Source organism: Bradyrhizobium sp. 1(2017) (assembly GCF_011602485.2).
Lineage (GTDB): Bacteria > Pseudomonadota > Alphaproteobacteria > Rhizobiales > Xanthobacteraceae > Bradyrhizobium.
In genome coordinates this window covers 3,703,402-3,719,678 of the sequence record NZ_CP050022.2, presented here as the reverse complement: position 1 = coordinate 3,719,678, position 16,277 = coordinate 3,703,402, and the positions used below count along the sequence as shown (strand labels likewise).

At 65.1% G+C, this 16,277-nt stretch carries 17 protein-coding genes; 9 read left to right on the top strand and 8 right to left on the bottom strand.

All coding sequences use genetic code 11. From position 1 onward, the window contains the following. Nucleotides 1-12: 12 nt before the first annotated feature. From HAP40_RS17405 to HAP40_RS17395, 3 genes are read right to left on the bottom strand one after another with little or no spacing between them, the layout of a single operon-like run. Entirely contained in the window at nt 13-576 is a 564-nt protein-coding gene (locus tag HAP40_RS17405) for an isochorismatase family protein (protein ID WP_166816656.1), read from the bottom strand. A 25-nt stretch (nt 577-601) separates the two neighbouring features. Beyond that, nucleotides 602-1,222 carry a GNAT family N-acetyltransferase gene (locus HAP40_RS17400; RefSeq protein WP_166816657.1) on the bottom strand — a complete coding sequence of 207 codons (621 nt, stop codon included), beginning with the start codon at nt 1,220-1,222 and terminating at the stop codon, nt 602-604. After that, nucleotides 1,209-1,820 carry a hypothetical protein gene (locus HAP40_RS17395; RefSeq protein WP_166816658.1) on the bottom strand — a complete coding sequence of 204 codons (612 nt, stop codon included), beginning with the start codon at nt 1,818-1,820 and terminating at the stop codon, nt 1,209-1,211. The genes HAP40_RS17400 and HAP40_RS17395 overlap by 14 nt, the downstream gene beginning before the upstream one ends. A gap of 77 nt (nt 1,821-1,897) precedes the next feature. On the opposite strand from HAP40_RS17395, the gene HAP40_RS17390 reads away from it, so the two are divergent. Beyond that, nucleotides 1,898-2,938 carry a LysR family transcriptional regulator gene (locus tag HAP40_RS17390; protein WP_166816659.1) on the top strand — a complete coding sequence of 347 codons (1,041 nt, stop codon included), beginning with the start codon at nt 1,898-1,900 and terminating at the stop codon, nt 2,936-2,938. 69 nt (nt 2,939-3,007) lie between these two features. Here the strand turns inward: HAP40_RS17390 and HAP40_RS17385 are convergent, their stop codons facing one another. Beyond that, a complete protein-coding gene (locus HAP40_RS17385; RefSeq protein WP_166816660.1) occupies nt 3,008-4,126 on the bottom strand; it encodes an autotransporter outer membrane beta-barrel domain-containing protein in 1,119 nt (372 codons plus the stop codon). Between the two features lie 358 nt (nt 4,127-4,484). Between HAP40_RS17385 and HAP40_RS17380 the strand changes: the two genes are divergently transcribed. Then, nucleotides 4,485-4,691 (top strand): cold-shock protein, encoded by a 207-nt coding sequence (locus tag HAP40_RS17380; protein WP_008551638.1) that lies wholly within the window; start codon nt 4,485-4,487, stop codon nt 4,689-4,691. A gap of 82 nt (nt 4,692-4,773) precedes the next feature. Here HAP40_RS17380 and purN read toward each other — a convergent pair whose 3' ends face one another. Together purN and purM are read right to left on the bottom strand one after the other, a co-directional pair. Next, nucleotides 4,774-5,427: a phosphoribosylglycinamide formyltransferase gene (gene purN / locus HAP40_RS17375; RefSeq protein WP_166816661.1), complete on the bottom strand. Its 654-nt coding sequence runs from the start codon at nt 5,425-5,427 to the stop codon at nt 4,774-4,776. Nucleotides 5,428-5,441: 14 nt separating this feature from the next. Beyond that, complete coding sequence (purM, locus tag HAP40_RS17370) at nt 5,442-6,515, bottom strand: phosphoribosylformylglycinamidine cyclo-ligase (RefSeq protein ID WP_166816662.1); 1,074 nt, start codon at nt 6,513-6,515, stop codon at nt 5,442-5,444. Between the two features lie 152 nt (nt 6,516-6,667). On the opposite strand from purM, the gene HAP40_RS17365 reads away from it, so the two are divergent. The 4 genes from HAP40_RS17365 to ppx all read left to right on the top strand — a co-directional run bounded on the left by HAP40_RS17365 (nt 6,668) and on the right by ppx (nt 11,833). After that, the gene (locus HAP40_RS17365) at nt 6,668-7,210 is read left to right on the top strand and encodes a CDP-alcohol phosphatidyltransferase family protein (RefSeq protein WP_166816663.1); all 543 of its coding nucleotides are present in this window, start codon (nt 6,668-6,670) and stop codon (nt 7,208-7,210) included. 92 nt (nt 7,211-7,302) lie between these two features. Then, on the top strand, nt 7,303-7,980 hold the full coding sequence (locus HAP40_RS17360) for a DnaA ATPase domain-containing protein (protein ID WP_166816664.1): 678 nt from the start codon (nt 7,303-7,305) through the stop codon (nt 7,978-7,980). 142 nt (nt 7,981-8,122) lie between these two features. After that, nucleotides 8,123-10,315 carry an RNA degradosome polyphosphate kinase gene (locus HAP40_RS17355; RefSeq protein WP_166819467.1) on the top strand — a complete coding sequence of 731 codons (2,193 nt, stop codon included), beginning with the start codon at nt 8,123-8,125 and terminating at the stop codon, nt 10,313-10,315. Nucleotides 10,316-10,330: 15 nt separating this feature from the next. Continuing rightward, nucleotides 10,331-11,833, top strand: coding sequence for an exopolyphosphatase (gene ppx, locus HAP40_RS17350; protein WP_166816665.1), 1,503 nt, complete (start codon nt 10,331-10,333; stop codon nt 11,831-11,833). A 237-nt stretch (nt 11,834-12,070) separates the two neighbouring features. Here ppx and HAP40_RS17345 read toward each other — a convergent pair whose 3' ends face one another. Continuing rightward, entirely contained in the window at nt 12,071-12,931 is an 861-nt protein-coding gene (locus tag HAP40_RS17345) for a TerC family protein (RefSeq protein ID WP_166816666.1), read from the bottom strand. Between the two features lie 44 nt (nt 12,932-12,975). Further along, nucleotides 12,976-13,398 (bottom strand): nucleoside-diphosphate kinase, encoded by a 423-nt coding sequence (gene ndk / locus HAP40_RS17340; RefSeq protein ID WP_166816667.1) that lies wholly within the window; start codon nt 13,396-13,398, stop codon nt 12,976-12,978. 251 nt (nt 13,399-13,649) lie between these two features. Here ndk and HAP40_RS17335 point away from each other — a divergent pair, with 251 nt between their 5' ends. From HAP40_RS17335 to HAP40_RS17325, 3 genes are all read left to right on the top strand, one after another. Beyond that, the gene (locus HAP40_RS17335) at nt 13,650-13,913 is read left to right on the top strand and encodes a sulfur globule protein precursor (RefSeq protein WP_166816668.1); all 264 of its coding nucleotides are present in this window, start codon (nt 13,650-13,652) and stop codon (nt 13,911-13,913) included. A 225-nt stretch (nt 13,914-14,138) separates the two neighbouring features. After that, nucleotides 14,139-14,312 carry a hypothetical protein gene (locus HAP40_RS17330; protein ID WP_166816669.1) on the top strand — a complete coding sequence of 58 codons (174 nt, stop codon included), beginning with the start codon at nt 14,139-14,141 and terminating at the stop codon, nt 14,310-14,312. A 56-nt stretch (nt 14,313-14,368) separates the two neighbouring features. Beyond that, nucleotides 14,369-16,228, top strand: a complete 1,860-nt coding sequence (locus HAP40_RS17325) for an ABC-F family ATP-binding cassette domain-containing protein (protein WP_166816670.1) — start codon at nt 14,369-14,371, stop codon at nt 16,226-16,228. Nucleotides 16,229-16,277 lie beyond the last annotated feature (49 nt).

The window sequence follows — 16,277 nt, the reverse complement described above, 5'->3', positions numbered from 1 at the left end:
GATCGCGGCCGCCTACACCGCAACGGCGCCGCTGGTTCTGATCAGCTCGGCGCTGGAATGGATGGTAGCAAAATTCCCGACGACATTCACCACTGCTCGCTTGTAGGCGGCGGCATCGCCCGTGCCTGGCTGACGGCAGGCCACCGCATCCGTGACCACCTCATAGCGATGGCTGCGGTGAAACCCGTCCACAGCGGTGGCCAGGATGGTCTCGTCCAGGGAAAAGCCCGCCAGAACGCAGCGCACATTGCGGATATTGGACATGTAATCCACAAACCGCGACGAGCTGTAGGCCGACGGCAGCGGATGCTCGAACGTCATTTCGCCCGGACGGGGCTTCGCCTCAGCGATCCAATCGGTCAGCCTGGATGCCGGATTGAACCAGGCGGCCTGCGCGATCCGCTTCAAATGCATCACCGGCCAGAGATTGCCGCGCCACAGCGTCAGCAACTCCAGGCAGCGCGCGGTGGCGGCGTCGCCATCGAGAATGACGTGGCGGCGCCCGGGGGTCAGATATTCGACCTGCAGATCCGCGCAGACCAGGATCGGCGGATCATCGTGAATGGAAACCGGCATCGTTTTGCGCGCAGCTGCACCTGTTTCAACGGTCGGCGAGCGCGAGGTCCCGCAGCGGCGAGGTCACCGCCCGCCCTGCGGAGGCGTCGAGCACGCCCGGCCGATCCCAATCGCCTTCTGGCCGGATGATCACATAGGGATCGCTGTCCAGCGTGATCGCATCCGGTCCCGGCTCGATCTCCAGCAGCATCTCCGTGTAGGAGAAATCGGAGAAAGTGACCTTGCGGTTGTGACCGAGCGGCTTCGCGCCGAAATGGGCCCAGAAATCGACCAACCGGTCCTGGGCCTGGCCGTAGATCTTGCGAAAACCCTTGCGCTTCACATAGTCGACGCTGGCCTGCACCAGCTTGAAGGAGACACGCGAGCGCCGGTACTGGTGACGCACCGCAAGCCGCTCCACCTTGGCGAAATCGCCGAAGAATCGCACGCGCAGGCAGCCCGCGGGCTCGCTGCCGACAAAGCCGATGAAATGCGCGGCGACCATGTCGTTGCCGTCGAACTCTTCCTCGAACGGACAATCCTGCTCGGCAAGATAGACCGCAGAACGGATCGCGGTGACCAGCATGAGGTCGCTGGGATCGCGAGCAAGGCGGATGGTAATGGCGCGGGAGTCGGGCTTGGCGAGAGGAATCCTAGTACCGTGCATCTGCAAAACTCCTTGCATGGATGATCGCACCCGGCATGGGTATAGGCTGGCGATGCCAGGGGCGCTCGTAGCACCAGAGGTCGGGCTGGAAGCTCGGGACGGGCGCAAAGCCGGTCGCCCTCATGATGTCGCGTCCGGCCACCGTTGACGGCTGCGCATAGCAATCGGCGCCGCGAAACCTTAGCTGTCGCAGATGAGACGCCGCCTTACCGAGACCGGCAATGCCGCGCCCCGTCGCCGCGATCGCCCAGATGTAGATGGCCGCAACGTCGCCCTTCGCCGAAGCGAGATAGCGCGTTTCGGGCGCCGTGAGGCAGATCTCGTCGAGCAGCAGCGCATCGTGGCCGCGCTCGTTGAGAAACAGGAAGGCCATGCCGCCGAGAAGACGGCCTTTCCGGCTGAAACTCAGGATGCTCTCCGGATCGAACGCGAGATATCTTGCAAGCTCCGCTGTGCCGATGCGTACTCCCGGCACCAGCCGGTGCGCCATCTCCGAAAGCGCGGAAATTTCGGAAAATTGCGCACAACGGACATCGACGTCCGGGCTCAACGGCAGCGCGTCGAAATCGTGCCTTGCGGCAAACGAGCCCCTTTCCATACCGATATCGTCCCTCTATCGTTTGCGGCTTTCGTGCCCCGCTATGGCGATGACCTTAGCGGTTGGGGATCAGGAGTATGCAGCAGTTATTGCACCGGGGTGCTGCGATGATGCAGCACCGTGAAGAAGCCTTGGATGCGTCCTGGGATGATTTGAAGCTGTTTTTAGCATGCGCAAAATATAAAAGTTTTCGCAATGCAGCTGAGGAGCTTGGACTCACCTCCACCACCCTGATGCGCAGGATCGACCGGCTCGAAGAAAGCATCGGTTGCAAACTGTTCCTGCGCGACCAGAGCGGGCTCACGCTCAGCGACGAAGGCACGGCGATGATCGCCGACGTTGCGCATATGGAACGCCACGCCTTTAACGTCTTCCGTCGCGCCTCGCGTTCATCCAGCGACACCGCCGGTACGGTGCGCGTCGCGGTGACGGAGGGGCCCGGCAATTTCTGGATCCTGCCGCGCCTGATCGACTTCCAGAAGACCTATCGCAAGATCACCGTCGACCTGCGCTGCGCAATGGAGCAGGCCGATGTCGCGCGGCTGGAATCCGACATCGCGATCCAGCTCGAGCCGCCGACCAATCCGGATCTGATCGTCGCCAAGCTCGGCCGCCTGCACATCTATCCGTTCGTCTCCAAGGAGTACGAGCGGCTTTACGGCGTGCCGGCAACGCTGGCCGAGCTGAAGAACCACCGCATCATCAAGCAGAGCGCGCCGCAGGTTGACGATGGCGCCTATGCCCGCGTGCTCGGGCTGACATCGCTGGAGGGCATCGTCGGCATCAAGACCAACTCCTCGGTCGGCGCGCTCTATGCCGTCGAGCGCGGCGCCGGCATCGGCTTCCTGCCGACGGTGTCGATCGCGCTCGGCGCGCCGCTGGTTGCCGTCGATCTCGGCGTCAGCCACCACGCCGATCTCTGGCTCACTTATCACAAGGAGTTCCGCACCTCCGAACGGCACAAGATCGTGGTGGACTGGCTGAAGAAGATCTTCGATCCCAGGACCTATCCCTGCTTCCGAGACGAGTTCATCCATCCCAATGCGCTGGTGCCGATGATGACGGCCGCGCGCGAGGGATTTGGGCTGACGGGGTATGTCGCGGCGACGCCGGCGTGAGCGTCTTTTTCTTCGAGCATGATCTTATCGAAAAACCGCTACGCAGTTTTTCGGATCATGCTCGCGAGCTCACCATCTGTATTCGAAGCCGACCAAGCCCTGGTGCGAAGTGAGCTCGTTGCGGAACTTGCCGTCGTAGTTGACGTAGAGCCGCGCCACGCTGGTGAGGCTGAGCGAGGCCGAGGCGCCGGCATCCGCGCCGTAACGGCCCTCGCCGATGCCGGGAACGACAATGCTCTGGCCCCCCAGGCTGACCTGGATTGATCCGAGGTCCTGGTGGAAATTGTCCACGAACTTGCCGTAGGCGGACAGGTCCAGAATCTTCTGGTCGATGATGAAATAGCGGCCGATCTCGGCTCCGATCATCACGCGCGCGCGGGACAGCGCCGTCGCACCGACATTGAGCGGATCGAGGCCGCCCGCCTCCTGGAATGCGGCGCTGGTGGCGCGCACATATTCGAGCGCGCCCTTGGGCACGATGCGCATCTGGTCCTTGGTCCAGTAATAGCTGATTTCGGTCAGCGCACCGTCCACCGCGGCACGGTAGCCCGCGGTCGCAAGGCCAAGGCCGGTATCGCGGCTGGAACGGACCTTGCCGAAGCCGTGCACCACCGCAAAGGCCCAGGTCCAGGGGCCCTTGTCGACCGAGCCGCTAAAGCCGATTTGGGTCAGATCGAGTGTCGCCGATTGCAGCGCCAGCGGCACGTCGATGTCGGTGTGGCTCTGGTCGACTGAAAAGCCGAGATTGACACCGGGCGCGACGCGCGCGCCGAAGCCGGCGACGCCGCCAAAGGTCTTGCGCTTGTCGCCGACGAAGTCCCCTTGCGCATCCGTTCGCACCGAGATCCCGTAGCCTTCAAACCAGGTGCGATAGCGCGGATCCTCGGTGGCCGCCGATGCGCCGCCCCCGCCGGGATTGGTGCGGAACGCCCGGTTGACGCCGCCGGATGCCTGGTCGCCGAGGCGCTCCAGGAAGTTCGAGCCGAGATTGAGCGCGCTGTTGCCGGCCGACTGATCGTCATTGACCGAGTGGGCCGGCGGCGTGGGAGGCGCCGGCGCCAGCTGGGCGAAAGCCGCCGGCGCCATCAAGCCAAACACAAGGGTGCTCGCGACCTTGACCGTCGACCGGCGAACCCGGGCTCCGCCAATCACCTGCCGTGTCCCGGAGAGCTGCAACGTGCAGCACATGACGATCAATCCCAAGCAATGGCGGCGCAAAAATGCAACACGGTCTGCGCCGATTTGCGCCGAACTGCCGCGGAGGGTCAACCGCTCGGCGCGCCATGGCCGAGCCTATTGCCCCGATTGTGGTTCCGCTGCCACAGGTCGTAAATTGCAGACCGTGGCACCCGGTCCGGCCTTGAAATCCGCACGCGGCTTGCTAACGCGCGCTTTTCATGTTGCAATATTGGTCACAATCGGAATTGGCCGCGCGGCTGTGCGTTTCGCGACGATGAGACTCGAACAGACTTCCGGAAGCCCGTTTGTGGCGTGGCACGCGAAAAAGCGGCCGCGTCTTTTTTCTGTCTAGTGGAGGAGACTAGCGATGCCGCAAAAGGGCACCGTCAAATGGTTCAACCCGACCAAGGGTTATGGTTTCATCAAGCCGAACGGCGGCGACAAGGACGTGTTCGTCCATATCTCGGCCGTCGAACGTGCAGGCCTCTCGACCCTCAATGAAAACCAGGTGGTTGAATACGACCTCGTGGAGAACCGCGGCAAATCATCCGCGGAGAACCTCAAGGTCTCCTGATTTCTCTCAAGGCTGAACGCGAGAGATCATGACGTTGCCCCCGGCTCTGCCGGGGGATTTTATTTGCGGCACCAGCAGCGATTCAGCGCACCATTGGCGCGACCAGGAAATTCTCCGACGCAGAGCTTCCCGCCGTCCTGCAGACATCGCCCTCGATCCGGACCTTGCCGGTCGCCAGCAGCCGCAGCGCCTCGGGGTAGATGCGGTGCTCGACTTCGAGGATGCGCTCGGACAGCGTGTCTCCCGTGTCGTGGTCGCCGACGGGAACCGCACCCTGCATCACGATCGGACCGGCATCGGTCTCGGGGATCACGAAATGCACCGTCGCGCCGGACAGCTTGACGCCGGCACGCAGGGCTTGGCCGTGCGGATCGAGGCCGGGGAAGGACGGCAGCAGCGAGGGATGGATGTTCAGCATCCGGCCGTACCAGGCCCTGGTGAACTCCGCGGTAAACAGGCGCATGAAGCCGCCCAGGCAAATCAGCTCGATGCCGTGCCGATCGAGGGCTGCCTGCAGCACTTTCTCGAAGCCGGCGCGGTCCTTGCCGAACGGCTTGCTCTCGATCACCTCAGTGGTCACGCCGCTCGCCCTCGCCCGTTCGAGCCCCAGCGCATCGGCCTTGTTCGAGATCACCAGCGAGATCTCTGCCGGGAATTCGGGCGCGCTCGCTGCCTTGACCAGCGCGGCCATGTTGGAGCCGCGCCCGGAGATCAGGATGGCGACGCGGCGCTTCATCACAGCGCCAGACATTACAGCGCCATGTCGAGGTGGCCGTTATAGACGACGCGGTGCTCGCCCTCGGCCGGGATCACGGTGCCGAGCTGCGCCACGGTCTCGCCGGCGTCGGTGAGGACCTCGACCACCTTGTCGACCTTGTCAGGCTCGACGATCGCGATCATGCCGATGCCGCAATTGAAGGTGCGCAGCATCTCGAGCTCGGCGATGCCGGCCTGCGCAGCCAGCCATTTGAACACCGGCAAGACCGGCAGACGGGCGAGGTCGATGCCGACGCCGAGGTTGTTCGGCAGCACGCGCGGAATGTTGTCGGTGAAGCCGCCGCCGGTGATGTGGGCCAGCCCCTTCACCGCCCCCGTTTCACGGATCGCGCGCAGGCAGGATTTGACGTAGAGCCTGGTCGGCGTCAGCAGGGCGCCGCCGAGCGTCATCACGGGTGCGAAAGGGGCCTGTGCCCCGAAGCCGAGACCGGATTGCTCGACGATCTTGCGCACCAGCGAAAAACCGTTGGAATGGACGCCCGACGAGGCGAGCCCGATCACGGCATCGCCCGCTGCGATGTCCTTGCGCGGCAACAGCGTGCCGCGCTCGGCAGCCCCGACGGCAAAGCCGCCGAGGTCGTAGTCGCCGTCCTTGTACAGCCCGGGCATCTCGGCGGTCTCGCCACCGATCAGAGCGCAGCCGGATTCCCGGCAGCCTTCGGCGACACCCGCGACGACCGCGGCGGTGGCCTCCGGATCGAGCTTGCCGCAGGCGAAATAGTCCAGGAAGAACAGCGGCTCGGCGCCCTGCACCACGAGGTCGTTGACGCTCATGGCGACGAGATCGATGCCGATCCCGCCATGCAGGCCGGTATCGATCGCGATCTTGAGCTTGGTGCCGACGCCGTCGGTCGCGGCGACCAGGACGGGGTCCTTGAAACCGGCCGCCTTGAGGTCGAACAGGCCGCCGAAGCCGCCGATCTCGGCATCGGCGCCGGGGCGTGCGGTGGCGCGCACCATGGGCTTGATCAGGTCGACGAGGCGGTTGCCCGCGTCGATATCGACGCCTGAATCGGCGTAGGTGAGGCCGTTTTTGCGGTCGGTCATGCCCGATTTCCAGTGGGTTTGCGGCTGGTTACGTCGAATTCCGGGGACACGCAATGGCAAGCGTGGCGCCCCACCCTATAGTATGTAGATATCAACCGGTTCAGCCTGCAACGGGCCGGATTTGAGGTCAGACCGGTGCCGGGAAGCGCTGCGTGAGTATTCCGAATATCATTACCCTGGGCCGCATCATGCTGGTCCCGATCATCGTCTGGGCCATCGTGTCCAGCCAGATGGAGGTGGCGTTCGCCGTCTTCCTGATCGCCGGGATCAGCGATGCGGTCGACGGCTTCCTGGCCAAGCGCTTCAACATGACGAGCGAGCTCGGCGCCCTGCTCGATCCGCTCGCTGACAAGGCGCTGCTGGTCTCGATCTACATGGCGCTCGGCATCTGGGGCGCGATCCCGCGCTGGATCGTGATCCTGGTGGTCTCACGCGACATCATGATCGTCACCGCCGTGATCGTGTCCTGGCTGTTCGACCGGCCGGTCGAGATGAAGCCGTCGATGGTGTCCAAGCTCAACACCGTGGCCCAGGTGGCGTTCGCGGCATTGGTGCTCGCGGCGCTCGCTTTTGGCTTCAAGCCGCAACCCTATGATATGATCCTGATGGGCCTCGTCACCGTCTTCACGCTCTCCTCCGTGTCGCTCTATCTCGTCGAGTGGCTGCGGCACATGAGCACGATCGAGGCCAAATGAGCGGCGGAGCGGCCCCGCAAAAGGCCAACTCGCGCCCGATAGGATCGACTCTTCAAGCAGAAGCCGGCGCGCCGGCACGGAGCAAAGCTAGCGTGGCAGGCCGCGTGCATCCCCGACAATTGGCATTTTCGCTTCCCCACGCGGAGAGCCTGAGCCGGGACAATTTCCTGGAAGGCCCCGCCAACGCGGCCGGTCTCGGCCTAATCGACAGCTGGCCGGAATGGCCGAACCGGATCATGTGGCTGGCCGGCCCTGAGGGAAGCGGCAAGAGCCACCTTGCCGCGATCTGGGCCGAAGAGGCCGGCGCCCGCTCGACCATGGCCAATGCGCTCACCGCCACGGCGGTCCCGGGTGCGCTCGCCACCGGAGCGCTGGTGGTCGAGGACCTCCAGGCGAAGGCGTTTGACGAGCGCGCGCTCTTCCATTTGATGAACCTCGCCCGCGAAGACGGTGCCTACCTCCTCTTCACCGGGCGTGAGGTCCCGGCATCGCTTGAAGTCGAGCTGCGCGACCTGCGCTCGCGCCTGCGCGCCGTGCCTGTTGTCGCGCTGCTGCCGCCGGACGACCAGCTGTTCCGGGGCCTGATCGTCAAATTCTGCGCCGACCGCCAGCTCGCCGTGGATGAGAGCGTCGTCGGCTACCTCGCCACCCGGCTGGAGCGATCTTCGGCGGCCGCCCGGCGGGCCGTGGAGCTGCTCGACGGCGAGGCCCTGCGCCTCGGCCGCCCCGTCACCCGGGCGCTGGCCGCCGAGCTCCTTCGCGACGCCTGACCCGCCTCCGATCACCCTGGCCGCTTGACGCGGCGGAGCGGCGGAACATCAATGTCATCGAAACGTCATCGGACTAACACATGCTCCCGCCGGTTTTGCGCGTAAGTCGCAAATCGGGGTGAACTGGATGGATCGGCTTCTCATGGACTCCGCGCAAGCTGTTGAAATTAAAGAAAAAGATCCAGAGAGCGAAAGCCTGCCGGCGATCGCTACAAGCCCCGAGCGGTTCATCAACCGCGAGCTCTCCTGGCTGCATTTCAACCGCCGCGTCCTCGAGGAATCGGTCAATCCCAGCCACCCCATGCTGGAGCGGGTCCGATTCCTGTCGATTTCGGCGAATAACCTCGACGAGTTCTTCATGGTCCGCGTCGCCGGCATCAAGGCCCAGGTGCGCGAGGGCATTGCCGAACGCAGCCCCGACGGCCTGACGCCCTCCGAACAGCTCGCGCTGATCAATCGCACCGTTTCCGAGCTTGCCTCCGACCAGCAGGCGATCTGGCGCGATCTGCGCAACACGCTCGCCGAGGTCGGCATCGTGCTGGTCGAAGGCAAGGACGTCACCAAGGCGGAACGGACCTGGATCGAGGACTACTTCCTCAGCAACGTGTTCCCGTTGCTGACGCCGCTGGCGATCGACCCGGCCCACCCCTTCCCGTTCATTCCGAGCCTCGGCTTCACCATCGCCCTCCAGCTCACGCGCGCCGCCGACGGCAAGCAGATGAATGCGCTGATCCGCATGCCCGGCAAGATCGACCGCTTCATCCGCCTGCCTGCCGAAGGCAAGGCCGTCCGGCTGATCTCGCTGGAGCAGGCAACCGCCCTGTTCATCAACCGGCTGTTCCCGGGCTACAATCTGCACGGCCAGGGCGCTTTCCGGATCATCCGCGACTCCGAGCTCGAAATCGAGGAAGAGGCGGAAGACCTCGTCCGCCTGTTCGAGACGGCGCTGAAGCGGCGCCGCCGCGGGTCGGTGATCCGGCTCGAGATCGACGCCAAGATGCCGGAGGAGCTGCGCAGCTTCGTACAGCATGCGCTGTCGGCCGCCGACGACGAGGTATTCCTGGTCGACGGCGTGCAGGCGATGAACGAGCTCTCACAGCTCACGCGCCTCGACCGTCCGGACCTCGAATTCACTCCTTACGTACCGCGTCACCCCGAGCGCGTGCGCGAGCATGGCGGCGACATCTTTGCGGCGATCCGGCAGAAGGATCTCGTCGTCCATCACCCCTACGAATCCTTCGACGTGGTAGTGCAGTTCCTGCAGCAGGCGACCCGCGACCCCGACGTCGTCGCGATCAAGCAGACGCTCTACCGCACCTCCAACAACTCGCCGATCGTACGCGCGCTCGCGGAAGCTGCCGAAGCCGGCAAATCCGTCACCGCGCTGATCGAGCTGAAGGCGCGCTTCGACGAAGAGGCCAACATCCGCTGGGCGCGCGACCTCGAACGTGCCGGTGTGCAGGTCGTCTATGGCTTCCTCGAACTGAAGACGCACGCGAAGCTCTCGATGGTGGTGCGCCGTGAAGGCGGCAACCTCACGACCTACGTCCATACCGGCACCGGCAACTATCACCCCGTCACCGCACGCATCTACACCGACCTCTCCTACTTCACCTCGGATCCGACCATCGGCCGCGACGCGGCACGCGTGTTCAACTTCATCACCGGCTATGCCGCGCCGAGCGATCTGGAGAAGATGGCGGTGTCGCCATTGACCTTGCGCAAGCGCATCATCGAGCACATCCAGGGTGAGACCGCCCATGCGCGGCACGGCCGGCCCGGCGCGGTCTGGATGAAAATGAATGCGCTGGTCGACCCCGATATCATCGACGCGCTCTACGAGGCCTCGCAGGCCGGCGTCCAGATCGAGCTCGTGGTACGCGGCATCTGCTGTCTCAGGCCGGGAATTCCAGGTCTGTCGGAGAACATCCGCGTCAAGTCGATCATCGGACGATTTCTGGAACACGGCCGAATCTACTGCTTCGGCATGGGCCAGGGCCTGCCGAGCGCGAAAGCGGCTGTGTATATCTCCTCGGCCGACATGATGCCGCGCAACCTCGACCGTCGCGTCGAGGTGCTGTGTCCGCTGCAAAATCCCACGGTGCATCAGCAGGTTCTCGAACAGATCATGGTCGCGAACCTGAAGGACAATGAGCAGAGTTGGCAATTGTTGCCGGACGGGTCCTCAACGCGTATGAAGACCGCGAAGGGCGAAGAGCCTTTCAATGTCCACAACTATTTCATGACAAATCCGAGTCTGTCTGGCCGTGGAAAGTCGCTCAAGGAATCCTCGCCGCGCCGTCTCACGCGCCGTAATGAACGTCATCAATCCTGAATCCGGGTTCTCGACGTGAAGCGGCCGCGCAAGCGCGGCGCGAGCGTCGCGGTCATCGACATCGGTTCCAACTCGGTTCGTCTCGTCGTCTACGAGGCGCTGGCGCGCAGCCTCATTCCAATCTTCAACGAGAAGACGCTGTGCGGCCTCGGACGCGAGGTGCAGAGCACGGGCCTTCTCGCACCCGACGCCGTCGACAAGGCGCTGACCTCGTTGAAGCGGTTTCGAGCCCTCTGCCGCGTGATGCAGGTCGGGCGCGTGTTCGCGATTGCGACGGCCGCCTGCCGCGATGCCTCCAACGGCCCCGACTTCATCGCCAAGGCCGAGCGCATCTGCGCCGTGAAGATCGAGATCCTGTCGGGCCCGCGCGAAGCGCGGCTGTCGGCGCTCGGCGTGATCTCTGGTATCCATCATCCCGACGGCATCGTCGGCGATCTCGGCGGCGGCTCGCTCGAGCTGATCGACGTGCGCCGGAACAGCGTACGCAGCGGCGTGACGCTGCCGCTCGGCGGGCTCGCACTTCAGGATCTCGCCCACAAATCGCTCAAGCGCGCCGACCGCATCGTCCGCGAGGCGATCGACGATGTGCCGCAGCTCGCCGCGGGCCGCGGCCGCACCTTCTACGCCGTCGGCGGCACCTGGCGCGCGCTCGCGCGCATCCACATCATCCAGAGCGGCTATCCGCTCCAGGTCATGCATGGCTACTCCATTCCCGCGGCCGAGGCGCTCGACTTCTCGCGCCGTCTCCGTCGCCTCGCGGCCGCCGAGATGCTCGCCGACATCGAGATCGTCGCCGATGCGCGCCGCCCGCTCCTCACCTATGCCGCCCTGGTGCTCGAGCACATCATCCGCGTGGCGAAGCCGAAGACGATCGTATTCTCCACCTTCGGCGTGCGCGAAGGCCTGTTGCACGAGAAGCTGTCGGAGACCGAACGCAGCAAGGACGGGCTGATCTGCGCCGCCGAGGAACTCAACCAGCTGCTGTCGCGCTCGGCCAGGCATGCCCGCGAGCTAATCGCCTGGACCGATCGCCTCGCGCGCGTCGTGAAGCTGCGCGAGACCGAAGAGGACCGCCGCCTGCGTCACACGGCCTGCCTGCTCTCCGACATCGGCTGGCGCGTTCACCCCGATCACCGCGGCGAGCAGACGCTGAGCCTCGTCGTCAACGGCAATTTCGGGGCGATCACTCATACCGAACGCGTCTTCGTCGGTTTGTCGGTGTTCTATCGCTATGCCGGGCTGAGCCAGGAGAACCAGCCGCCGACAACCATGCAGGGCCTACTGACGCCGGCGCAGCTCGAGCGCGCCCGCCTCTTGGGGGCGGCGTTCCGCGTCGCGCATCTGATTTCGGCGGCGCGCCCGGGCGTGCTGCCCGCCACGCATTTCCGCAGCCAGGGCCGCAAATTGATGCTGGTGTTCGAACATCGCCTCGGCGATCTTGTCGCCGACCGCGTCGGCAGCCGCTTCCGCCAGCTCGCCCGCCTGATTGGCCGCGCCGGTTCGATCGTGAGGCGCTGACCCCTTTAGCCCGGCCTCATCTTCCCGGGATGTCTCTTGAGCCACATCATCAAGCCGCTGACGAACAGGACGAGCGGTGCGAAGCCTGCTGCGAACACCAGCAGCCGATTTCGGCTCTTGAGCTGCGCCCATGGCCAGGAATCGCAACGCGTACCGTTGCCGACGCGGCGAGTATCTCGGTGAGGTGCTCGCCTCTCCTAGCTGGCGAGGAAAGCACGACCGATCAGAACGTCGAATTCACTCCGCAGAGGCCTTGGCGTGCCGCTCGGAGGATTCGAGCGCGGCCGCGGTCAGGCTGCGCCGGCGCCAGATGCTACCGACGACCAGCACGACGACGACACCGAGTGCGGCGCAGAGATATTCGCCGCCCGTGCCGCCATGGCCGAACTGCGGCGGGATGCGAAGGGCGCCAAGCATGCCGTCCAGCGCGGCGCCGAGCGAGCCGTCGAACAGCGTGTGCAGCTTCGGCGCGACGGCGGGATCGGTCGCGATCACCTCGCCCGAGATCCAGCCGAGCAGCGCCGCACCGGCCCAGACCAGGACCGGCAGCTTCGTGAGCAGCGCCATGATCAGCGCAGCACCGGCGACGATCAGCGGCACGCTGACGGCAAGGCCGAGGACCAGCAGCGGCACGCTGCCATTGGCCGCGGCAGCAACCGCGATGACGTTGTCGAGACTCATGACGATGTCGGCGACCACCACGATTTGGATGGCCTGCCACAGATGCGATGCGGCATCGACGTCGTCCTCGTCCTCGTTTTCGGGCACTAGGAGCTTTGCCGCGATCACGATCAGCGCAAGACCACCAATCAGCTTCAGATACGGCAGCTCCATCAGGGTCGCGACGATGCCGGTAAAGATGATCCGCAGCATCACCGCTGCGCCGGCACCGAAGATCATGCCCCAGAGCCGGTGCCGCGGCGACAGACCGCGGCAGGCAAGCGCGATCACCAGCGCGTTGTCGCCGGAGAGCAGGATGTTGATCCAGATGATCTTGCCGACCGCCAACCAGAAGGTCGGCGCTGCCATCTCATTGCGAAACTGGGTGAAGAACGCCCCGATCGTAGCGGGATCGAAGATCTGCCAGAGCCAGTCCACAATGAGTCCTTTCGCCCGTCGTTCCTAACCTATCGGCTGATTGATCAGCCGACGATCTCGTTGCCCGAGAAGAACTGGACGATCTCGATCGCGGCCGTCTCCGGCGCATCGGAGCCGTGCACCGAGTTCTCGCCGATCGACTTGGCGTAGAGCTTGCGGACGGTGCCCTCGGCGGCCTTGGCCGGATCGGTCGCGCCCATCACCTCGCGATACTTGGCGATCGCGCCCTCGCCTTCCAGCACCTGCACCACGACCGGACCCGAGGTCATGAAGTCGACGAGCTCGCCGAAGAACGGGCGCGCCTTGTGGACGGCATAGAAGGTCTCGGCCTGGCCCTTGGTCATGCGGATGCGCTTCTGAGCGACGATGCGCAGACCCGCCTTCTCGATCACGGCGTTGACCGCGCCGGTCAGGTTACGCTCGGTCGCGTCGGGCTTGATGATCGAGAAAGTGCGTTCGATGGCCATAAGTCTGGTTCCTGGGAAGAAGCGGTGGTTGGGGAGTTGCGGGGCTTATATCGGCGCCTTTGCCGGACGGCAAGCGGCGCACAGGGACTTCGGCGCAGGGCCGCGGCCCGGGACCTCAGGCGTAGATTACAACAATTTCACCCTGATGAACCCAATCTGCAGCCCCCGTCAGGGATCGGTTCAGCTTCGCCGGCGTAAGGTCGGCCCCATCGACGCAACAGACCCGCGCCGGCAGTTTTGAGGAGATCACCATGTTGAGGAAACTTTCGCTCGCCGCCGTTGCCGCGCTGGCGCTCGGTGCCGCGCTGGCGCCGACCTCCGCCTCCGCTCACTGGCATGGCGGCTGGCACGGTGGCGGCGGCTGGCATGGCGGCGGCTGGCACCGCGGCTGGGGTGGTGGACCGCGCTTCTATGCGGGCGGCCCCGTCTCCTACGGCTATGGCGGCTGCTATGTGCGCCGGCTGGTCCCGACCCCCTGGGGACCTCGCTGGCGGCTGATCAACCGCTGCTACTGAGCCCGACAGCACCTTCCTGCTAAAGGGGTTACCGCCGCCCCCAAGGTATCCCCTTCCAGGACAGGCCCCGGCGATCCCCCGCCGGGGCCCTTTTATTATTTGGGCGGACAGGACGGCGTTCATACAATTTTGACTAGAATTCCCCGCTTTCCCCTCGGGCCGCGAAACTATTTTGGGGGCCAACGACTTGGTACCGTGACGCTACTTTGAACACGGAACCCCGCGATGGCTGGCCTTTCTGCCAATGACAGCGAACAGATCGACCGGCGCACCAGCCGCTCGATTTGCGACGCCGTGGGAGAACGGCTTCAGCAGAGCCTGCGCCCCGATCCCCGGCTCCCGACGCATCTCGAGCAGCTGCTCAACGAGTTGCAACGGCGCGAACGCGAATCGCACTGACCGGATCACACGAAAAAGCGGGTTGCGTTCGAGGCGCCTTGCGGTGACAAGGCCGCATGCTTGCGATCACCGACCTCTCCGTCCGCCTCGCCGGACGCCTTCTGATTGACCAGAGTTCCGTGCAAATCACGCCCGGGTCGCGCGTCGGCCTGGTCGGGCGCAACGGCACCGGCAAGTCGACCCTGTTCAAGGTGATCCGCAGCGAGCTCGCAGCCGAGCACGGTTCGGTGACCCTGCCGCCGCGCTGGCGCGTCGGCAGCCTCGCGCAGGAAGCCCCGAACGGTCCCGAAAGCCTGATCTCCGTCGTGCTCAAGGCCGACCTCGAACGCGACGCGCTGCTGGCCGAGGCCGAGCGCGCCACCGATCCGCACCGGATCGCGGAGATCCAGACTCGCCTCGTCGATATCGACGCGCATTCGGCGCCGAGCCGCGCCGCCGCGATCCTCTCCGGTCTCGGCTTCTCCGCTGCCGATCAGCTCCGCCCTTGTGCCGAATTCTCCGGCGGCTGGCGCATGCGCGTCGCGCTGGCCGCGACGCTGTTCGCGGCGCCCGACCTGTTGCTGCTCGACGAGCCCACCAACTATCTCGACCTCGAAGGCACGCTCTGGCTGGAGGACCACCTCGCGCATTATCCGCGCACGGTGATCGTGATCAGCCACGACCGCGACCTCCTGGAAAGCTCGGTCGACCAGATCCTGCATCTGGAGCGCGGCAGGCTCACGCTCTACAAGGGCACCTACTCCTCCTTCGAGGAGCAGCGCGCCGCGCGCGAGTTGCTCGATGCCAAGCAGGTCAAGCGACAGGAAGCCGAACGCGCGCGCCTGCAGGCCTTTGTCGACCGCTTCAAGGCCAAGGCCTCCAAGGCGCGGCAGGCTCAGTCCCGCGTCAAGATGCTGGAGCGGCTGAAGCCGATCACGGCGCTGGTCACCGAGGACGTGCGCGAGATCAGCTTCCCGGCGCCGGAAAAGATCCTGTCACCGCCGATCATCGCGGCGGACAACGTGTCGGTCGGCTACGACGCTGCAAGCCCCGTGCTCAACCGCGTCACCCTGCGCATCGACAATGACGACCGCATCGCATTGTTAGGTGCCAACGGCAACGGCAAGTCGACGCTGGTCAAGCTGCTCGCCGGACGGCTGGCGCCGTTCTCCGGCAGAGTGACGCGCGCGGACAAGCTGTCGATCGCCTATTTCGCGCAGCACCAGCTCGACGAGCTCAACGAGGACGCCTCCGCCTACGACCACGTCCGCAAGCTGATGGGCGAGGCGCCCGAAGCAAAGGTGCGCGCCCGCGCCGGCGCGATCGGCTTCTCCGGCAAGGCCGCCGACACCAAGGCCGGCAAGCTCTCGGGCGGCGAGAAGGCGCGGCTGCTCCTGGGCCTTGCCACTTTCTTCGGCCCCAACATGATCATCCTGGACGAGCCGACCAACCATCTCGACATCGACAGCCGCGCGGCGCTCGCGGAGGCGATCAACGAATTCCCCGGCGCCGTCATCATGGTCTCGCACGATCGCTATCTGATCGAGGCCTGCGCCGAACGGCTCTGGATCGTCGCCGACCGCACCGTGACCGATTACGACGGCGACCTCGACGAGTACCGCCGCCTGGTGCTGTCCGCCCGCAACGCGGAAGCCCCGCGCGAGCGCAGCGCGGCGAGCGAGAAGCCGCAGCGTCCGAAATCGGACAATCGCGGTTCGCTGAAGAAGCGCATCGCGGAAGCCGAGGCCGAGATCGCCCGCGTCAGCGAGATCATCACCAAGATCGACACCGCCCTCGCCTTGCCCGACATATTCACGCGCGACCCCAAGCAGGCGGCGCAATTGTCGAAGGCCCGCGCCAACGCCGCCGATGCATTGGTGCGCGCCGAGGAGCAGTGGCTCGAGGCGAGCACGCAATATGACGAGGCGACCGGTTAGCGCCGCTGCCCGCGAGCCCGACTCATCAAAACGTGCGAAACAACCCCAT

What these genes read in the sequence shown, in the direction of transcription:
- HAP40_RS17355 (WP_166819467.1), top strand. Translation starts at nt 8,123, where the DNA reads ATGGACTCCGCGCAAGCTGTTGAAATTAAAGAAAAAGATCCAGAGAGC.
- ndk (WP_166816667.1), bottom strand. Translation starts at nt 13,398, where the DNA reads ATGGCCATCGAACGCACTTTCTCGATCATCAAGCCCGACGCGACCGAG.
- HAP40_RS17380 (WP_008551638.1), top strand. Translation starts at nt 4,485, where the DNA reads ATGCCGCAAAAGGGCACCGTCAAATGGTTCAACCCGACCAAGGGTTAT.
- HAP40_RS17395 (WP_166816658.1), bottom strand. Translation starts at nt 1,820, where the DNA reads ATGGAAAGGGGCTCGTTTGCCGCAAGGCACGATTTCGACGCGCTGCCG.
- HAP40_RS17335 (WP_166816668.1), top strand. Translation starts at nt 13,650, where the DNA reads ATGTTGAGGAAACTTTCGCTCGCCGCCGTTGCCGCGCTGGCGCTCGGT.
- HAP40_RS17385 (WP_166816660.1), bottom strand. Translation starts at nt 4,126, where the DNA reads ATGTGCTGCACGTTGCAGCTCTCCGGGACACGGCAGGTGATTGGCGGA.
- HAP40_RS17390 (WP_166816659.1), top strand. Translation starts at nt 1,898, where the DNA reads ATGCAGCAGTTATTGCACCGGGGTGCTGCGATGATGCAGCACCGTGAA.
- HAP40_RS17405 (WP_166816656.1), bottom strand. Translation starts at nt 576, where the DNA reads ATGCCGGTTTCCATTCACGATGATCCGCCGATCCTGGTCTGCGCGGAT.
- purN (WP_166816661.1), bottom strand. Translation starts at nt 5,427, where the DNA reads ATGAAGCGCCGCGTCGCCATCCTGATCTCCGGGCGCGGCTCCAACATG.
- HAP40_RS17330 (WP_166816669.1), top strand. Translation starts at nt 14,139, where the DNA reads ATGGCTGGCCTTTCTGCCAATGACAGCGAACAGATCGACCGGCGCACC.
- HAP40_RS17325 (WP_166816670.1), top strand. Translation starts at nt 14,369, where the DNA reads ATGCTTGCGATCACCGACCTCTCCGTCCGCCTCGCCGGACGCCTTCTG.
- HAP40_RS17400 (WP_166816657.1), bottom strand. Translation starts at nt 1,222, where the DNA reads ATGCACGGTACTAGGATTCCTCTCGCCAAGCCCGACTCCCGCGCCATT.
- purM (WP_166816662.1), bottom strand. Translation starts at nt 6,515, where the DNA reads ATGACCGACCGCAAAAACGGCCTCACCTACGCCGATTCAGGCGTCGAT.